Source organism: Cyclobacterium sp. 10D3-21 (genome assembly GCF_055809755.1).
This window is the reverse complement of sequence record NZ_CM147924.1, coordinates 2384353-2401165: the sequence shown is the minus strand read 5'-3', so window position 1 is coordinate 2401165 and position 16813 is coordinate 2384353. Positions and strand designations below refer to the sequence as shown.

General features: G+C 40.5%; 11 protein-coding genes. 1 reads left to right on the top strand and 10 read right to left on the bottom strand.

The genetic code is table 11. The annotated features are described in order from the left end of the window. Positions 1-12 precede the first annotated feature (12 nt). Both AC0L7T_RS09750 and AC0L7T_RS09745 read right to left on the bottom strand, forming a co-directional pair. Complete coding sequence (locus AC0L7T_RS09750; protein WP_473342370.1) at positions 13-1422, bottom strand: right-handed parallel beta-helix repeat-containing protein; 1410 nt, start codon at positions 1420-1422, stop codon at positions 13-15. 24 nt (positions 1423-1446) lie between these two features. Next, on the bottom strand, positions 1447-4518 hold the full coding sequence (locus AC0L7T_RS09745; RefSeq protein ID WP_473342369.1) for a DUF7133 domain-containing protein: 3072 nt from the start codon (positions 4516-4518) through the stop codon (positions 1447-1449). 720 nt (positions 4519-5238) lie between these two features. Between AC0L7T_RS09745 and AC0L7T_RS09740 the strand changes: the two genes are divergently transcribed. After that, complete coding sequence (locus AC0L7T_RS09740; RefSeq protein ID WP_473342368.1) at positions 5239-5862, top strand: Lcl C-terminal domain-containing protein; 624 nt, start codon at positions 5239-5241, stop codon at positions 5860-5862. An 824-nt stretch (positions 5863-6686) separates the two neighbouring features. Here the strand turns inward: AC0L7T_RS09740 and AC0L7T_RS09735 are convergent. From AC0L7T_RS09735 to AC0L7T_RS09700, 8 genes are all read right to left on the bottom strand, one after another. Beyond that, on the bottom strand, positions 6687-7130 hold the full coding sequence (locus AC0L7T_RS09735; protein ID WP_014018225.1) for a hypothetical protein: 444 nt from the start codon (positions 7128-7130) through the stop codon (positions 6687-6689). A 5-nt stretch (positions 7131-7135) separates the two neighbouring features. After that, the gene (locus AC0L7T_RS09730) at positions 7136-9532 is read right to left on the bottom strand and encodes a TonB-dependent receptor (RefSeq protein ID WP_473342367.1); all 2397 of its coding nucleotides are present in this window, start codon (positions 9530-9532) and stop codon (positions 7136-7138) included. Further along, positions 9519-10454 carry a DUF4249 domain-containing protein gene (locus AC0L7T_RS09725; RefSeq protein ID WP_473342366.1) on the bottom strand — a complete coding sequence of 312 codons (936 nt, stop codon included), beginning with the start codon at positions 10452-10454 and terminating at the stop codon, positions 9519-9521. The genes AC0L7T_RS09730 and AC0L7T_RS09725 overlap by 14 nt, the downstream gene beginning before the upstream one ends. A gap of 359 nt (positions 10455-10813) precedes the next feature. Further along, positions 10814-11143, bottom strand: coding sequence for a type II toxin-antitoxin system RelE/ParE family toxin (locus AC0L7T_RS09720; RefSeq protein ID WP_048640127.1), 330 nt, complete (start codon positions 11141-11143; stop codon positions 10814-10816). Further along, positions 11133-11333 carry a hypothetical protein gene (locus tag AC0L7T_RS09715; protein ID WP_014018228.1) on the bottom strand — a complete coding sequence of 67 codons (201 nt, stop codon included), beginning with the start codon at positions 11331-11333 and terminating at the stop codon, positions 11133-11135. Before AC0L7T_RS09715 ends, AC0L7T_RS09720 begins: the two co-directional genes overlap by 11 nt. A 1410-nt stretch (positions 11334-12743) precedes the next feature. After that, positions 12744-14261, bottom strand: coding sequence for a PQQ-dependent sugar dehydrogenase (locus AC0L7T_RS09710; RefSeq protein WP_473342365.1), 1518 nt, complete (start codon positions 14259-14261; stop codon positions 12744-12746). After that, positions 14261-15400 (bottom strand): plastocyanin/azurin family copper-binding protein, encoded by a 1140-nt coding sequence (locus tag AC0L7T_RS09705; protein ID WP_473342364.1) that lies wholly within the window; start codon positions 15398-15400, stop codon positions 14261-14263. Before AC0L7T_RS09705 ends, AC0L7T_RS09710 begins: the two co-directional genes overlap by 1 nt. Next, the gene (locus AC0L7T_RS09700) at positions 15401-16789 is read right to left on the bottom strand and encodes a sulfatase family protein (RefSeq protein ID WP_473342363.1); all 1389 of its coding nucleotides are present in this window, start codon (positions 16787-16789) and stop codon (positions 15401-15403) included. Positions 16790-16813 lie beyond the last annotated feature (24 nt).

The window sequence follows — 16813 nt, the reverse complement described above, 5'->3', positions numbered from 1 at the left end:
AAACCTCTGAGGCTAATCCGTTATTTTATTTCCATGTCCACCAATAGATTGAATGGGTTCAAAGGAACTGTCATCTGGGTTTAGGGCAGTTATCAAGCATCCCGAAACTTTACTATCTGTAACATTGTCCAACAAGAGTCCCACCTTTTCACAACTCAGTAGGCTACAATTCCCAATATTTATACGCTTTGAATCACGCACAACAAGACCTGGGCTGTCCTTGGAACCATAAACCTGCACCCCCGTGAAGATACAATCCTCACTATTGGTGACCAGTAATTTATTGGATGGAAGCGTACCGGAGGGATAATTGGCATTGGCATCAAATAGATTTGACCCAAACACTACATTGCTACAACCCTCCATCAATAAGCCGTAATCATAGCCTTGCCAAATGGTATTTCCAGTGACTACCACTCCCCTGCAATATTGCAAGTCAATATTTACCATCACATCACTCAACACATTTCCGGTGATGGTTACATTTCCCCAGCGCTCTTTTTCACTTCCAATTCCCGATTGATCTTTTCCAATAATTCGAATATTTGCTGAATTGGGCGCATTGCGGTTATGCTGAATGGTACAACCCGTAATGGCAACTTCTGCTGTTCCAACTGCACTACCTGAGCAATCAATCAGCACATTCGCAGTTGGGGCTTTGTCAGAACCCATATTGCTTTCTATGTCACAGCCTGTGATGTGTATATTCCTGATATTGCCCCCTTTGGTGACAATTCCACCCTCCTTGTTATAACTGATATGACTTCCCGTAATATTTGATTGGTGCAAATTGACCCCATCATAAAAGACGCCAATGCCATGGTTTTCGTAAAGGTGACAATCAGCAATGATTAAATTCCTATTGTTTTCCCTCAGGTGAATGGCATGAAGCGTATGCCTGACTTGTACCCTTGTGATGGTCAACTGCATGGTACCTATGGCTTCAATGCCTACAGCCGCTTTATGCTGTCCTTCTATAGACAAACCTTCCACTGTTGGCATTCGCTCTGAAGACCAAACCTTTTTATCAAATCCCTCAGGATCAGCTGAGCCAAAATGGGTCCCTGCAATTTTAAATGCCGGACCGGCACCAGCCATAATCACCTGTGCATCACCACTTCCCCTAATGCTGGCATACCCCATTTTTGCCAGATCAATTAAAATGGTTTTGGAAATCTTATAATGGCCTTTTGGGAAAAACAAACGATTCCCTGTTGTGGCAACTGCTTTTTGGATCGCTGCTGTGTCATCTGTTTTGCCATCTCCTTTGGCACCAAAATGCTTTACGTTAATTTCCTCACCCTTTAAGTTAGAAGGAGAGGCAACTGTGGACTTTCCAAACAACTGCTGTGTCCCGGCAAATGAAGCCAATGTTGCAGCTGCTACCGTCAAAAACTTTCTCCTTTTACCGGAATTTATCATTTTAAAATAGTATTGGGTTTACAATTATTTAACCTGCATCAAATAAGCAAAAAGATCACTAACTTCTTCATCTGAAAGGGGTTCCAATATCCGCTCGGGCATATAGGTTGTTTGCTGTACTTCCATGGCTGCAATTCTTTCCTGAGACAAAACGGTAGATTTACCCCCTAGTGGTGGTTCAATGGTAATCGTTCCTCCACTCTGTGATTTAAGCCTTCCTTCGAGAATACGGCCATCCGTCGTCACAATTCTTTGCACTTCATATCCTTCTCTGATGTCTGCATTTGGATCAACTATATGCAATAGCAGGTAATCAGGGTTGGATCGATCATAACCGGTAAGCTCCGGACCGGATACTCCACCCTCTCCATTCAGTTGGTGACAGGAACCACAATTGCTCAAAAAGAGTGTTCGCCCTTTCTTTACATTCTGCTCACCTGTACCAATTAACTTTCCGTAGGCATTGATTCTTTTGGTCTTTTCTTCCGAAGTCAACAACTTACTGCTCGGCCATATTCTGTCAGCTCTTGCATTGATTTCCTCATCCTGAAGCAACCTGAATCGTCTGGCAAGGTAATACTCTACGTCATCGGGGCTTATGGTTTTAGGCTGTTCGATTTCATTGAAAAAGTCAATCGCCCATTCCTTTCTGCTGGCAAACAAGGAAATGGCAGCTTCCCTCACATAGACATTGTCCCTGAATCCTGGATAAGCCTTTGACAATTGTTCACCAATTTCCTTTTGGTTATAGGATTGCAATGCATGTAGCGCAGTTTGCTTGATGACAGGAGAGGATTGGCCATTTTTTACCAGGTTCAAAAGGTCAGGAACTACTTCATCCTGATTGATTTCTCCCAATACCTGAATATAGGACAACCTTAATCCGATTTCCGCATTAGGATCTTTGATGATCTTCAATGCTTCTGTCAAGGCTTTTTCTTCCCTGCGCCTTAAGGCCAGGGTAAGCGGAGAGTCCCCCAACTCCTTATTGTTTTTCTCTAATATTTCCAACAAATTATCTGGAAGGGTAACCATCTCTCTTCCTAACAAACCTTCTTGTAGTCCTTCAATCAATATTTTGACATGTTTGGATGAAGGTGCTTCTTCCAATAATTGAGTAGCCATGGCAAAGTTTTCCGCACCACCTTCCATAATGTACCGCTGCATTAATCGACCCAGCAGTACCTTTTCCATAATTGGATGATTCCATATTTTATCATCCGCCATCATGGCCAAAACACCTTCTCTATCCGAGGTTGCTTTTTCTTCCAATGCCCACCAGGTCAACAATGGTATATCAGGGTCCTCGCTATCCTCATGGTTATTCAGCAAGTTTTCTATAAGTGAAAAAGTTTGGTTTGAAGGCAATCGTTTGGCTGAAGCCATCAGTTGTGACCTCACCTCTGGATGTGACTCTTTCGCTGCAAGTTTTTGAAGTTCCTGGAACATGGCCGGGCTAAGGGATTGCTTGTCGCCAAGCAGCCTTACCGTCCACATCCTTACAAAAGGGTCCTTGTGATTCAATCCCATTTTGCCGATTTCATCGTTTATGCCCGCAGTAAGGTTAATTGCCCAAAGGGCTTCCAATACTTCTTGTTCATTTCCTGTCTGTAGCAATTTGACCAATAGCGGAAGACTACTTGGATCTTTCCGGTCGCCAAACTGTCTCAAGGCTTCCTGACGGAACCATTTGTTTTCATGGGAAAGCAATTGCACCAATTCCTCATTAGAATAGCTGCTAATATCAAAGGATTCAATTGGCTTGTCTCCGGTCTTGGGCCCTAGCCTGTAGATTCTTCCACTTGTTTTGTGCCAGGTATCTCTGGGATCCACATGGGACAACCTGCTATCGTACCAGTCAGCAATGTAAATACCTCCATCAGGACCCAATTTGATATCCACAGGTCTAAACCATTTGTCCGTGGTGGACAAAACGATTTCCTTGTCAACATTCCCAAAAGAGGAACCTTTCTCGGTAAATGCAGTCAGTTGGATGAAATTATGCAAAGGATTGATCGCAAACATCAGGTCATTGTAATGCGCTGGCAAAGCAGCTCCCTCATATTTGATCAATGAATGGGTAAACCTTTTCTTCTCTCCATCCAAAGGCATATTGGGCAGGTAGCCAAAGGCATAAGGATTCGTTAAGGGTCCATGTTTGCCCCAGCTTTTGATATAGTAGGCGCCTTGTTTGTAATAAGGGCCTCTGTCATAGCCATTGGTTCCTGAAAACACCCTACCTTTCCGATCAAATTCCACATTAAAGGCATTGTTGCCTCCACCTTCGGAGAAAAGCTCAAAAACATTGGTCTCTGGGTGGTAACGCCAGATCGCCTGACCAAGGAAGGCCACGTTTTTGGAAACTTTTGAGTTAATATTGGCGGTAGTCGTACTTCCCTGAGCGCCGTATAGCCATCCATCAGGCCCCCATCTTAAGCTATTGGCAACTGCATGGGTGTCTTCCAAACCGAACCCTTCCAAATGTACTTCGGGATCGCCTTCAGGTAATCCATCTTCATTCTCATCCGCGTAGGCCAATAAAAAAGGAGGGCTTAAAACCCAGATTTTCTTCCTTCCCAGGGCTACACCTGTGGTAATATTCAAACCAGAAATGGCATCTGTGCTTTTATCGTATTTGCCATCCCCATCAGTATCTTCAAAAAAGGTAATCCTATCTGCTCCTTTTGCTCCTGCTGGTGGTGGATCCAATTTTTTATCAAACTTCACCCGGGTATGGTTGTCAATGGCCGTAATTTTCAAACCTTTGGGGTAAGGGTATTGTTGGTATTGCACCACCCACATTCTACCTTTATGGTCAAAACTTACCTGTATGGGCTGGGCAATTTCAGGTTCTGAAAGCACCAATTCCAAAGACAAATCCTCTGGAATTGTGAAATCCTTTAGCACATCTTCAGGAGCCGTAGGGGTTGCCAGGCTGTCGGTCAATACACCTCTACCCTTGTAATTTTCCATAAAATTGGCCACGTCCTCATTGGCCGCAAGGTCCTTGATTCCTAATTCTGACTCCTTCTTACAACCGAAAATGAGCAGGGGCAACAAAAACCAAATGGATACCCTTAATTGTTTTATAAACATAGTAGATTAAAATTGTGCCACATGGGTCAATGGACCTGCATGTGCTATTGTTATATTTTAAAATTGTATTGAACCCGAAATTTGTAATTGCTTTTCTATTACTTAATGCAATCACTTCCCTAGCGGAATCACCAAATTCTTTTGCCTAATCTGGGCTGAATTAAACAGCATTTAAATTAATCATATTTAAACAAAAGACCTACGTTAGAAGATTTTAGATCATTCTAATAGATGAAAAATTTGATAAGTGGTTGAGACAAAACCCTAGCTAGCTTAACGAATTTTTTAAAACGATTTAATTGCCTCAAAGGAACCCCTAAACAATGATTCAATTTAATTGAATCATTCCACTAATGACTACTATTCTGGCACCATTGATACTCATAAGTGGGCCTAGTTGAGGTCTATTTTTAGCAGTCGTGCATGGAAATCCTCCGATTAGACGTCACTTGGGTAGCTGGTTGAAAATGGATTAATGATACCTGAAAATCTAGCATCATCCAGAGCTGTGTATTGTGTTTTTTTCTGAAAGGATCAATTTCCCAAGCTTATATTTTAAGCTGGCCTAGTATTTGCGTTTTAGCCAATCACCTTTAATAATAAAGTATTTAATTTCCATGATAATTTTAGGTAACTAGTTAAATCATTTAGAATTTAACTTATTTGTTAAGCCCACATGAATTTATCCTATTATAAATTACCATAAAAACCAACACAAAAATGAAGTTTGCAAATGCGCTATTAAAAAATTGCCATTACCTTGGATTACTGGGGTTAATTTTGGTTATGTCAAGCTGTACGGAAATAGAGGAAAAGGATCCACCGAAAATTGGGGAGTTTTACGAGGGAGGGGTTGTCACCCATCTTTTTACATCCTCTCAACCAGGATATGTCCAAGGTGAAACTCATGGTATAATTGTATCGAAGGCAGATTTGGCTTTGGAATCTCAATGGGGTTGTAGGGGAACAGAGATTGGTGGTACTTCTCCTGCGATAGGTAGGGGTAGGTCCAATACAGAAACGGTTCTTGCTTTTCATGACAATCTTCCGGATTATTATAATGATCCTACACAATGCCATGCTTTAAATGACGGTACTGTAGCGGTGAATTTTGCTCGGGAATTCAGGTTAAATGGCTATGACGACTGGTTCATGCCTAGTCAAAAAGAAATGGAGATATTGTTTCAACGAAGAGAAGAAATCGGAGGGTTTGTAGAGGAAGAATACTGGAGTTCTTGTGAATCAAATGCGGCCAATGCCTGTGTGGTGTCATTTGTAACCGGGGAAATTTTATCCGCAGAAAAAAGTAAAACCAAAAAGGTTAGGGTGATCCGGTATTTTTAAAGCAAAAAATATATAATAAGAAGCCGTCAAAAAAAACAAACAAGCAATTCCCCACTAGGAGTAGATTGCCTCTACTCCTAGCTATTAAAGGGAATTTAAACTCGATTATTATCAGCTACTTTATAAAAATTGAAAGTCTCCTGTTCAACCCACGTCGGGGTTGAGGAATTGATGGAGTATCCCGTCCACGGGTTTTCACCCGTGGTTATTGTTATTGAAGCCCTACAGGCTTCTTTGGTTTCATGATAATGGACCATTCGAAAGAACTAAATTGTTAACTTCAATTACTCCAAATACCCACTAGGAGTAGATTGCATCTACTCCTACCTATTAAAGGGAATTTAAACTCGATTTTAATCAGCTACTTTATAAAAATTGAAAGAACCCTGTTCAACCCACGTCGGGATTGAGGAATTGATGGTTATTCCCCGTCCACGGATTTTCACCCGTGGTTAATATTATTGAAACCCTACAGGCTTCTTTGGTTTCGTAATAATAGACCATTTGAAAGAACTAAATCGTTAGCATCAATCACTACAAAAAAACCAGGTCTGAAGGACCTGAACAATAATAACCGTGAGTGGAAACTCACGGAAAAGCACTTACCTACCTTTCCCTCAACCCCGGATGGGGTTGAACAGTGATACGAAAAACAAGTTCACTTTCGCTATAAGCCTAGTCGTAGATTGATCCTACTTCTAGGATTGGTTTAATAATTAATGTGGTAAAAGTTTTTAACAAATACCATTTTCTAAGCCTGGTCGCAGTTTAACCTAAATGCTTAGCCAAGGGAATCATGTCTTCATCTAACATCAATACCTTGCCTATTCCTCAACAAGTACATTGATAGTTTTACTCTTTTCGGAGAATACCTCACCACCTGAATTGGTTGTTAATGCTATCATATAGCTAAATTGTAAGGTAACCGGCTTTCCAACCATCTCCTGAGTGGGCTGAAAGGAAAACTTTTCACTGAAGGGAGTTTCGATAAAATCATCGATTTCATTGTCTACCAGTTTGTACTCCTCTGTTGCGTCACCATAAGACAATTTTACAGTAAGCGATGTGAACTTGGTATCCTCTCCTGTTAGCAATATGTCATAAACTATTTCCTGGCCAATTAATACTTGCTGTGTTTCCTCTCCGGGAAGAATCGTTAAATCTGGTTTTTCTAGAAAGTTAGGTTCAAAATCCTCTCCACAGCCAATCATTAAAATTAATAGGGAATAGGTAAGGTACTTGAAAAAAAGATTAGGTAGTTTTTTCATGGAAATTAAAATTTTAATTTATAACTAATGGAAGGCAAAATAGGCATCAGGGTAAATTGTTCAAAACCATTGCTATTGGCATTCAAATAAATAAAATAGGGGTTTTTTCTGTTCATTACATTGTATACAGAAACATTCCATTCACGTAAGAACCCATTTTTCCACCTTTTTTTATTTGAATAAGCCAGATCTATTCGGTGGTAGATTGGCATTCTTAGCGCATTAATATTTTCTGTAACCAACGTTTCCTGAAAAAATACAGGAAAGGGAGTATTCAAGTCATAATTGTTAGCAATATCAGCTCCAGCTACATTGCTGAAATAGGCATTTGTTATGAGAAAATTGCTTTTATTGGTTAGGGTAAAAGGTTGACCAGATTGAATGATCCCAATCAACGATAGGGATGATCGGGATGATATTTTGTAGCTGCCTTCCAAATTAAAGGCATGTGGCCGGTCAAAGATAAATGGAAATTTTTCACCATTATTGATCAGGTCAAATTTACGGAATGACCTGCTAAAGGTATAATTGGCTGAAACCAGCAACCGCTCAAAACGCCTGTCCCCTCCAATCTCCAGGCCATATGCACTTCCCTCTCCCCCACCCAATATTGACTCTTCCCATTCGGTGGTTGCTATGGACAAACCATTGTTTCTGTTGACCTCAATTAAATTCTCTAGCCTTCTATAGTACAAACCGCCACTTGCTGACCAGTTTTTATGGTTCTTTGTCACTGAAAAAGAAACAGTATGGCTTTCTACCGGAGCCAATTTCCTGGTGGCAGGAATCCAAATATCTGGTTCCAGAGAGGTGCCGGAAGAATTAAGCGAGTGCACAGGCTGAAAAGATTTGCTGTAGTCCAATTCGATTCCTATATCCTCTCGGACTTGATAGGTTATCATTAAACGAGGCTGAAGTGAAAAAAAATTGTTGTCATCAATAGCGTAAACCCCAAATCTCAATCCAGGCCTAAAATGAAGGTTTCTTTTTTTATTGTGAATGGAGGCCTGCGCATAACCAAAGGCCTCAAAGGCATTTAAATTTACATTTTCTTGCCTTTCTGTTGCTCCAAATCCGGATTGATCCAGTTGATACCTGTAAGTATCTACTGGCGTAAAGTCATGGAAAATCAATTGTCCACCCACATCCACTTGGACATTCTTCTTTAGGTAATATTCCAGTTCTGATTTGAAAAGGTAATCTTTTACAGCCACCCCATAATTATTGATATTTCTCATATCGGTACTCCCTTCTCTTGTAGAATGGTCCTCTTGGGAATAATCATAATTATAACTTGAAAGCGCTACCGAGGTGTTCAAATGAAGTTTATTTCCAATAACCTTCCCCCATCTTAGATTGGCAAATAAATTACCCCAGGAGTTAGTTCGGTTGAAAGAAAAATTTGCAGGTTGGTCTCCTGAAAAATAGTCTCTGTCCAGCTTTTCCCAAATCCTATCCCTTCCCTGATAAAAGGAAAAATAAAGGTTGCTTTTTTCACTAAATTGATGATTTAATTTTACAGTCAAATCATGAAACTTCAAGCCATATCTTTCCTCAGGTTTGTTGAATAAATATAAAGAACCAAGAACTAGATCAATATTAGACTTACGAAAAGACACCAAAAAGGAGGATTTCCCCTTTTTAATAGGCCCTTCCAGAGAAAACTTACTGAACAATGGCCCGATCAGAAATTCTCCATGATAGGCGTTCAAATCGCCTTGCTTGAGATGGACATCCAGTACCGAAGAGGCCCTTCCTCCAAACCTGGAAGGAAAACCACCTTTATAAAAAGTGAGTTTACTTATTGCAAAGGGATCAAAAATAGATACAAAACCACCAAAATGTCCTCCATTATAGACCGGGATGCCATCCATTACCACGAGGTTCTGGTCAGGATTTCCACCACGCACCGAAAACCCAGTAGAACCTTCCAGCGTTTGCTGAACCCCCGGTTGATTTTTTATTATATCTAAAATATCTATCTCAGGTTTTAATGTTGGTAAGGAAAGTTCAGAGGGATGATTTATCGTGATCTCAGAACCAGATTTTATTGCTACCAAACGTTCTGCCTGCACCACAACTTCATTTAGGTTTAGAGGAATTAATTCCACCGAAAGCATTTTTTTTGTGTCGGCTGTAGCGTATTCCAGAACAAACATTTCATAACCTAAATGACTTATTCGGAGAACTCCTGCGGAATCGTCAGGCAAAGACAACTGAAAATAACCGAAATCATTGGTAAAGGTTCCGGTTTCGGATTCAGTATCATATATAGTTGCTCCTATCAATACCTCTCCACTTTCGGCATCTTTGACTTTTCCCTTTAGCGTAGTGGTTTGCGCCAATAAACTGATACTCATTAGGCAAAGAAAACCTGTAATAGCAGTTTTAAATACACTCATAGCCGGACAGATTGCAGGTTACAGAAAGATCGGTAGGGTTGTAGCCGGCAAAAACGCCTTCAGCCCCCTCAATATTGGAATAAACAGGTTGCAGCTCTTTAAAAATATCAGGGAAAAATAGCATGGGGGCGTCAAATTCAGAAGTATTAGACAAGACATCCAGGTGTTGAAGTAGAGATTTTTTATACCTAAAATACTGTTCAGACACGGAGGATAGTCGAAAAATAAATCTATTAGAAAAAGGATTAGCTTTAACGCTATCAAAATTTAAGATCATGGGAAGCTTGTCTCCTTTCTTGTTTTGGAAAAGGAAATAAGGCAGGTAATTTGAGGGTAGATTTTCGATTAATGTCGCCGTATCATCGTTTCGACAGTACTGTATTATAAATTTTGACGCATCATTCTCCTCTACCTCCAAAAGCATGGATTCATAATACTTTGCCTCAGCCAATGAATTAGGCATCGTCAATACAAACCTGGAAAATGGACCGGTTATATTATCCAACTGAACAAAGCCGGCCGGAAACTTCAAATAAACATCATAAGAAGGAGCGGATGAAGGAATGTTAGTTGTGGCCTTTATCAATTTACCATCAGGAAGAAGTACATTTAGGTGATACGTAGTATTGGACTTAAGTTCGGCATCACCTACAAAGTAATCTACCGAAAACTGTAAAGAATCAATTTTTTCCTCACCTTCCCAATTCCAAGTAATCCAAACCCTAAGTTTGGACGGATCAGATATTGTTTCCATTTTTCCCAAATCCCCAACTTTATGAATATAAATTGATGCTGGAACACCTGGCCTGATCAGCCCATTGACACTGTATTGCTCCTCAAAACCCTCTGATCCATCCAAAGTATATTCTGTAATGCAACTGGAAAATAAAAGGCAGCATACTGTATAAAAAATAATCCTCATTCAATAACAAATCATCTTAAATAAATAAATTCACGGAGAGTTAGGGTAAAAAACCAATAAACATAAATTAAGATCATTTCCCCTTGCTTAGGTTGTAACTATTAATTTAATAAAAATAACTAAATTTTTATTGATATAAAAATTTAGTTATTCGAATGATTTCCGCCTTTTTTTTGCCACTAGGAGAAGATTGCTTCTATTCCTTATTATCAAAAGAAAAGTACATCCGGAAGACCATCTGTTGCTTTAAAAAATTGAATGAACCCTGTTCAACCCTCTAAGGGGATGAATTTTAAGGTGCAAAATATTTGAAAAAATCAATGCGCCACTTTGTATTTAACCTAAAGTTTTCTGCTCATTTACAAACCAGCATTATTGATCAATTCGATGATCTGTTCCTTGGTCAAATTTTCGAGCTGGCTCTTATCGTAGATGTGCAACAAATAAACTTCCCTGTCATCGGTTACAATAAAGGTGATCACTCTGGCCCCTCCAGACTTTCCTCTATTTTTTGAAGATATCTTCATCCGAATCTTATAAAGATTATGTCCAAGACGGATTCCGGATGCAGGATTTTCGACCAGGGTCTCAATCAGTTGTTGTAAGTCGGTTTTTAGGGAAGGATACTTTTTGGCCAGTTTTTTAACCAGCTTTTTAAATTCAGGCGTAGGGATGACCTTATAACTCATTGAGGAAGTCTTCGGTCGATTGCTTGGGTAGTTTTCCTTCCTTCATTAGTTTTACTTGTATCAGGCTATTTTGCAGTTCTTCCAATGCCTTTTCTTCGCCATCTTCCACCTTCACATAATCCAGGGTTTTGATGAACTCCAGGAAAACTTCGAATTTATTGTCTGCGATATTGATCGTTAGCTGCTTCATGTTATAATAATCCTTTGGCTTTATAGCTTCCCTTAACTAGTATTGATAAACGAGCATATAAACAATAATGTTATACAACGAAAATAGTTAAAAAACACTAGAATCGAAAATAGAAATTCAATAGTCATCCATCTAAGAACATCCCTAATGTTAATTCCACCCAATAAGTGGGTGGTACAGAACTTAATTACAACATGATTGAACCATTAACCGAAATAATTATTTGATATCAAGCCCTGACTCTATGCTAGGAGTAGATTGCATCTACCTCTGGACTTGATTCAAACTTTAACCAGGAAAACCTGGTACCAGCTTAACCCAAATGCAAACCATGGAGAAATGTTACATTTTGGCGGTAACTTGAATGATTTTGTCAGCATTGTTGCAGAAAAAAAAGCAACAATACCGCCAAAATAAAGGGTATTCTGTTGCATTAACCACGGGCGATACCCGTGGCTACAAAGGTTTCGCCCTTCTAGGGCTCTCGCCAAAAATCAAACCAAAAATATATGCATCTACTCCTTATTGTCAATAGAAAAGAACATCCGGAAGACCATCTGTTGCTTTAAATGATTAAACGAACCCTGTTCAACCCAACTTGGGGTTGAGGAATTGATGGTTATTCCCCGTCCACGAGTTTTCACCCGTAATTAATATTATTGAAGCCCTACAGGCTTCTTTGGTTTTCGTGATAATGGACCATTCGAAAGAACTAAATCGTTAACTTCAATTACTCCAAATACCCACTAGGAGCAGATTGCATCTACTTTTCCAATTTCACATAGTGTCGAATAGTTGAGTGTAGTTGCAAACTACACTCAGTCCAGGTCAATAAATTGTACACCACTAGAAGTAGATTGCATCTACTCCTACCTATTAAAGGAAATTTAAACTCGATTTTAATCAGCTACTTTATAAAAATTGAAAGAACCCTGTTCAACCCACGTCGGGGTTGAGGAATTGATGGTTATTCGCCGTCCACGAGTTTTCACCCGTAATTAATATTATTGAAGCCCTACAGGCTTCTTTGGTTTCGTTTTAATGGACCATTCGAAAGAACTAAATCGATTACATCAATTACCTCACAAATCCCAGGTCTGAAGGACCTGAACAATAATAACCGTGAGTGGCAACTCACGGAAAAGCTGTTACTTACCTTTCTCACAACCCCGGATGGGGTTGAACAGTGTTGCGATAAACAAGTTCACTTTCGCTAACACGCTAGGAATAATGCATCTACCTTTCACGTAGTGCCGAATAGTTGAGTGTAGTTGCAAACTACACTCAGTCCACCAGGTCAATAAATTGTACACCACTAGGAGTAGATTGCATCCACTCCTTCCTATCAATGTGCTTGAGATCCTTTCAGAAATAGTAGATTAGGTGTTGATCAAACTTCCTATTTCATTTTCACGAAGGCAATAAGTTATTGAGGGTATAGGCTATCAGTTGATTGTCCAGTGGCTTTCCGGCCTGATTGAAAATGCTATCTAATTTTAGCTCATAAACATAGCCCGGTTTTAGTTCTTCCAATACCAATGCCACTGTCTTTTGATCAGCAGATATGGTGATGTCTTTTATGGCCACGGATTGTAAATCTCTTTGCGTAGACTTATCCACCGGTTCATCAAACGGCTTTTTCTGATACGCATAGTAATACCGACGCAACTGGTAATTTTTAATGGCCAATGCACCTTCCGGATTTACCGCTTGGGTAAAGGTTAAGGCAAAACCATTTTTAGTCAGGGACATTTTGGCGATATCCATGGGTGGGTTTCCGGTGGAAGAAATCTTTTGAATGCCCTGATCACCTCTCCAGCCATGTTCAATTTGCCCTACCCATAAACTTCCATCCGGCCCAAAAGCCAGGCGGTTGTTGCCAACTCTCAAACCTTGTCCGTCAACAAATGGAATACAAGCCCCTTGAAATTCCCCTGCGACTTCCTCAAGCATCACCCGGAAAATACGGTCCCTATTCATTTCTCCAATCAAAAATTGCCCCTCAAAATCTTTGAACTGCTCGTTATCCTTAATAAATAAGGGTTGGGTGGGAGAATTGGCCATTATTCCATGTGGAAACAATACCGCCGCCTTGGTTCGAAGGCTGTCCAATGTTGAAATTGGGAGTGAAAATGGGTCTGCATTTTTCCATTCTTCTTGCCACACGAGGCTTGCAGGATGTCCAAAGAACCGGTCTTTTTTCACATGGTACAGGGTACTGGTTTCTACCCAATCACTTTGGTTATCGGTAACAAACAAGTTACCCGAATCATCAAAGCCCAGACCATTCGGTGACCTGAAACCCGAAGCAAAAGGGATAACCTTGCCATCCGGCTGAATTTTCAAAACCCAACCTCGGTAGGGAACAACTGAATACATTTGTCTCTTTCCATCTTCCCCATCTCTGCCATTCAAGCGCAACTCACCCCGAACATTCTCCCTTATCCCTCCACCAGAGGAAGCAGTATTCAAGGCGATGTAAAAGTTTCCTTCACTGTCCCTGACAGGTCCGTAATTGAATTCATGGTAATTGCCTGATATCCCAAAATCATCTGTTATTTTTTCATATACATCGGCTTTTCCATCCTTGTCCGTATCCGTAATCCGGGTCAACTCAGGTCTTTGCAAAACCACAATTTCACTGTCATTAATCACCACCAACCCCAATGGTTCGTGCAGCCCTTCAGCAAACAAGGACCATTCATTGGTTTTAGGATCATAAATCATGACCTCTCCTCGGGTAAAACAAGCGATCAACCTGCCGTCTGATAAAAATTCAAGCCCACCCGTTTCTGCCAATAAGCCATCGGGGACAGGGATAGTAGTTACCTGATAAGAGGCCCCGGCTCCTTGTGGTTTGGGCTTACAGGCTGTAACAATACAAAGACCAGTTAATAGTACAATTAATATATGCCTTGTTTTTGTCATCACTTGTTGCTTTTAGTCATCCTAATGGTAAATTCTTTTGCTTCATCTGGACTTAGTTTCAAGGCACCATTTTCTGTTTCACCCTTACTAAATCCATACTCCACTTGCCCATCAGCATTGAATAGAAACCAGACAGGTTCTTTTGCATTATTAACCTTTATTGTTCTGATCAATCCTGTACCTTCTTTGTTCGGATGAATAATTTCATGAACCTCCACTCCTGAAAGCAAATAGTGAAACTCAGGGTAGCCATCGATCAATTTGTACCTCAAAAATTCAGGGCTTGGAATGCGTTCTCTACTGCCAATCCGTATAGGGAATTCCATTTTCTCCCGATAAAATATTTCGCCGAGCACTTTTGCATAGGCATTTTTATGTCCGTGCCATAGATCGGTATTGTCCAGGAATTCTCCTTGCCAGGCAAACTGCAACTGACACAATGCTGCATCCCAGCAATACGACAATTGATTGGGAAGGTGGACGGCTATACTGGCAAGGCTGGATCCTTCGATAAAAACTCGGTAAAGGTAAGGAGGCAAATTATCGTATGGATGCAATTTGGGATGATGGTGCAAGGCAGCACTTTCTGTATCCTGGACTTTCTTGTCTCCGGTTCTTCGCAAAGGGGGGATGTTTTCATCGTTTTCTAGTGCTGGCATTATACCGTTTTCAGTCACATACATGTAGCCATACATGATAAAACCATGACCAGGATAGGTACATACATAAGGATAAATGCCAGGCTCCTCCGGAGCTTTAAACTGTATGATCTTGCTCTCGCCCGAATAGATTACAGGAATGGACCATAGTACCAAAGGACTCTTTGGAATAAAATTCATTTCCGGGCCTTTTTCTGCCAATTGCTGGGCTGCAAGGACTACATAGGCTCTTGATCCGGGTTTAGTAATGACCATATTGTGGGGCATGTCATCATCACTATTCGTGACAGTGAGCTTGACTTCAGCCCCCGGAGCTACAGAAAACCTGACCTTGTCAAATTGAAGACCGGGAATAGCCTTTATTTCAATGGATGTAATTTTCTTATCTTCATCCTGTGCCAGAAGTGCTGAATGCAGCAGGAGCGAAAAACAGAAAATTAATAGTGTACTGTATTTCAAAACCATAGCTAATTGTATCAATTAAAAATCCTTAAAAGGACCTCTTGGTGCTGCATTTTCCATCTCCTCTTTCCATTTTGAAAATTTCCGGGTAAGCTCTTCCAGAATTTCGGGCTTCTCCAAAGACAAATCATTTTGTTCTCCAATGTCCTGTTTCAAATCAAACAATCCATTTCCTTTTGCGGACTGCACCCATTTCCAATCCCCTACTCTTGCTGCCTGATCACCTCTAAATTCCCAGAACATTTCTGTTCTTTCAGCATCGGTTTTACCCTGAAGTACCGGTAACATGTCAAAGCCATCATAAATGATGGCTTCAGGTAGTTCTAAACCTGCCGCTACAACCATCATGGGAAACAATTCCAAAGAAGTCAAAAAGGCATCATTTGTTTGCCCGGGATCAATTTTACCCGGCCATTTGACCAAACAAGGAACTCTTATACCGCCTTCAAAAAACTGGGCCTTCCCTCCTCTTAAAGGATAATTGTCGGCCAAGGACATCCCACCATTGTCAGAAAGAAAGATTACCAGGGTATTTTCCTCTAGCCCCATTTCCTTTATCCTTTCCAATATAGTACCAATGGACTGATCCATTTGGGTAACGGCAGCTTTGTATGCCCTTTGTTTTTCACCTCTTTTTGTATTTGACTTGGGGTACATTTTCAAGTACTTTTCAGTGGCCTGAACAGTGCCCTTAATCTCTGGATCTAAATTTGAAGCACTGTGAGGAGCATTGAAGGCCAAGGTCAGAAAAAAGGGTTTTCCTTGGCTTCCATTGATAAATTCCAGTGCTTCCCTTTCAAAAAGGTCTGTGGTATACCTTCCTTTGTCTTCCAGGCTTAACTGATTGCCATCGATCATGGATGGACTCCCATAGCGCTCATGGGTAAAATAATCAATCCCTGTATTGGCAAAACCATAGTACTTGTCATAGCCCTGCTGCATTGGCAAATACCGCTTTAATTGGCCTAAATCCCACTTCCCTATATAGCCATTGGTATAGCCTCCTTCTTTTAATACTTCGGAAATAAAGATCTCTCTAAGGTCTGTCCCTAAGATCCGTTCCGGGGAAACGCTGTATTCATAATCAGTATACCGGTGTCCATAATTGACCATATTGTTACGAAAGAGCTCAAAAGTGCCATTTCTTTGCGGATACCTTCCTGTTAGCAATCCACTTCTGGAAGGGGTACAAGCAGAACCAGTGACATAAAAATTAGTCAACCGCACTCCTTCTGCTGCCAATTGGTCCAGGTAAGGGGTAAGAATATCCTTATTACCAAATGAACCAAGGTCGTGATAGCCTTGATCGTCTGAAATAATCAATAGGACATTGGGTTTTTGCTGTTGGCCAAACCCATGCGTTCCAACTATACACAAAAAAGAAAAAAGCAAGCATTTAAGTCTCATAATCATGTCAATTTGTTCACAGAT

Excerpts from the sequence above, each read along its gene's own strand:
- AC0L7T_RS09720 (WP_048640127.1), bottom strand. The coding sequence starts at position 11,143 with ATGAGTTATAAGGTCATCCCTACGCCTGAATTTAAAAAGCTGGTTAAA.
- AC0L7T_RS09710 (WP_473342365.1), bottom strand. The coding sequence starts at position 14,261 with ATGACAAAAACAAGGCATATATTAATTGTACTATTAACTGGTCTTTGT.
- AC0L7T_RS09725 (WP_473342366.1), bottom strand. The coding sequence starts at position 10,454 with ATGAGGATTATTTTTTATACAGTATGCTGCCTTTTATTTTCCAGTTGC.
- AC0L7T_RS09750 (WP_473342370.1), bottom strand. The coding sequence starts at position 1,422 with ATGATAAATTCCGGTAAAAGGAGAAAGTTTTTGACGGTAGCAGCTGCA.
- AC0L7T_RS09735 (WP_014018225.1), bottom strand. The coding sequence starts at position 7,130 with ATGAAAAAACTACCTAATCTTTTTTTCAAGTACCTTACCTATTCCCTA.
- AC0L7T_RS09730 (WP_473342367.1), bottom strand. The coding sequence starts at position 9,532 with ATGAGTGTATTTAAAACTGCTATTACAGGTTTTCTTTGCCTAATGAGT.
- AC0L7T_RS09715 (WP_014018228.1), bottom strand. The coding sequence starts at position 11,333 with ATGAAGCAGCTAACGATCAATATCGCAGACAATAAATTCGAAGTTTTC.
- AC0L7T_RS09740 (WP_473342368.1), top strand. The coding sequence starts at position 5,239 with ATGAAGTTTGCAAATGCGCTATTAAAAAATTGCCATTACCTTGGATTA.
- AC0L7T_RS09700 (WP_473342363.1), bottom strand. The coding sequence starts at position 16,789 with ATGAGACTTAAATGCTTGCTTTTTTCTTTTTTGTGTATAGTTGGAACG.
- AC0L7T_RS09745 (WP_473342369.1), bottom strand. The coding sequence starts at position 4,518 with ATGTTTATAAAACAATTAAGGGTATCCATTTGGTTTTTGTTGCCCCTG.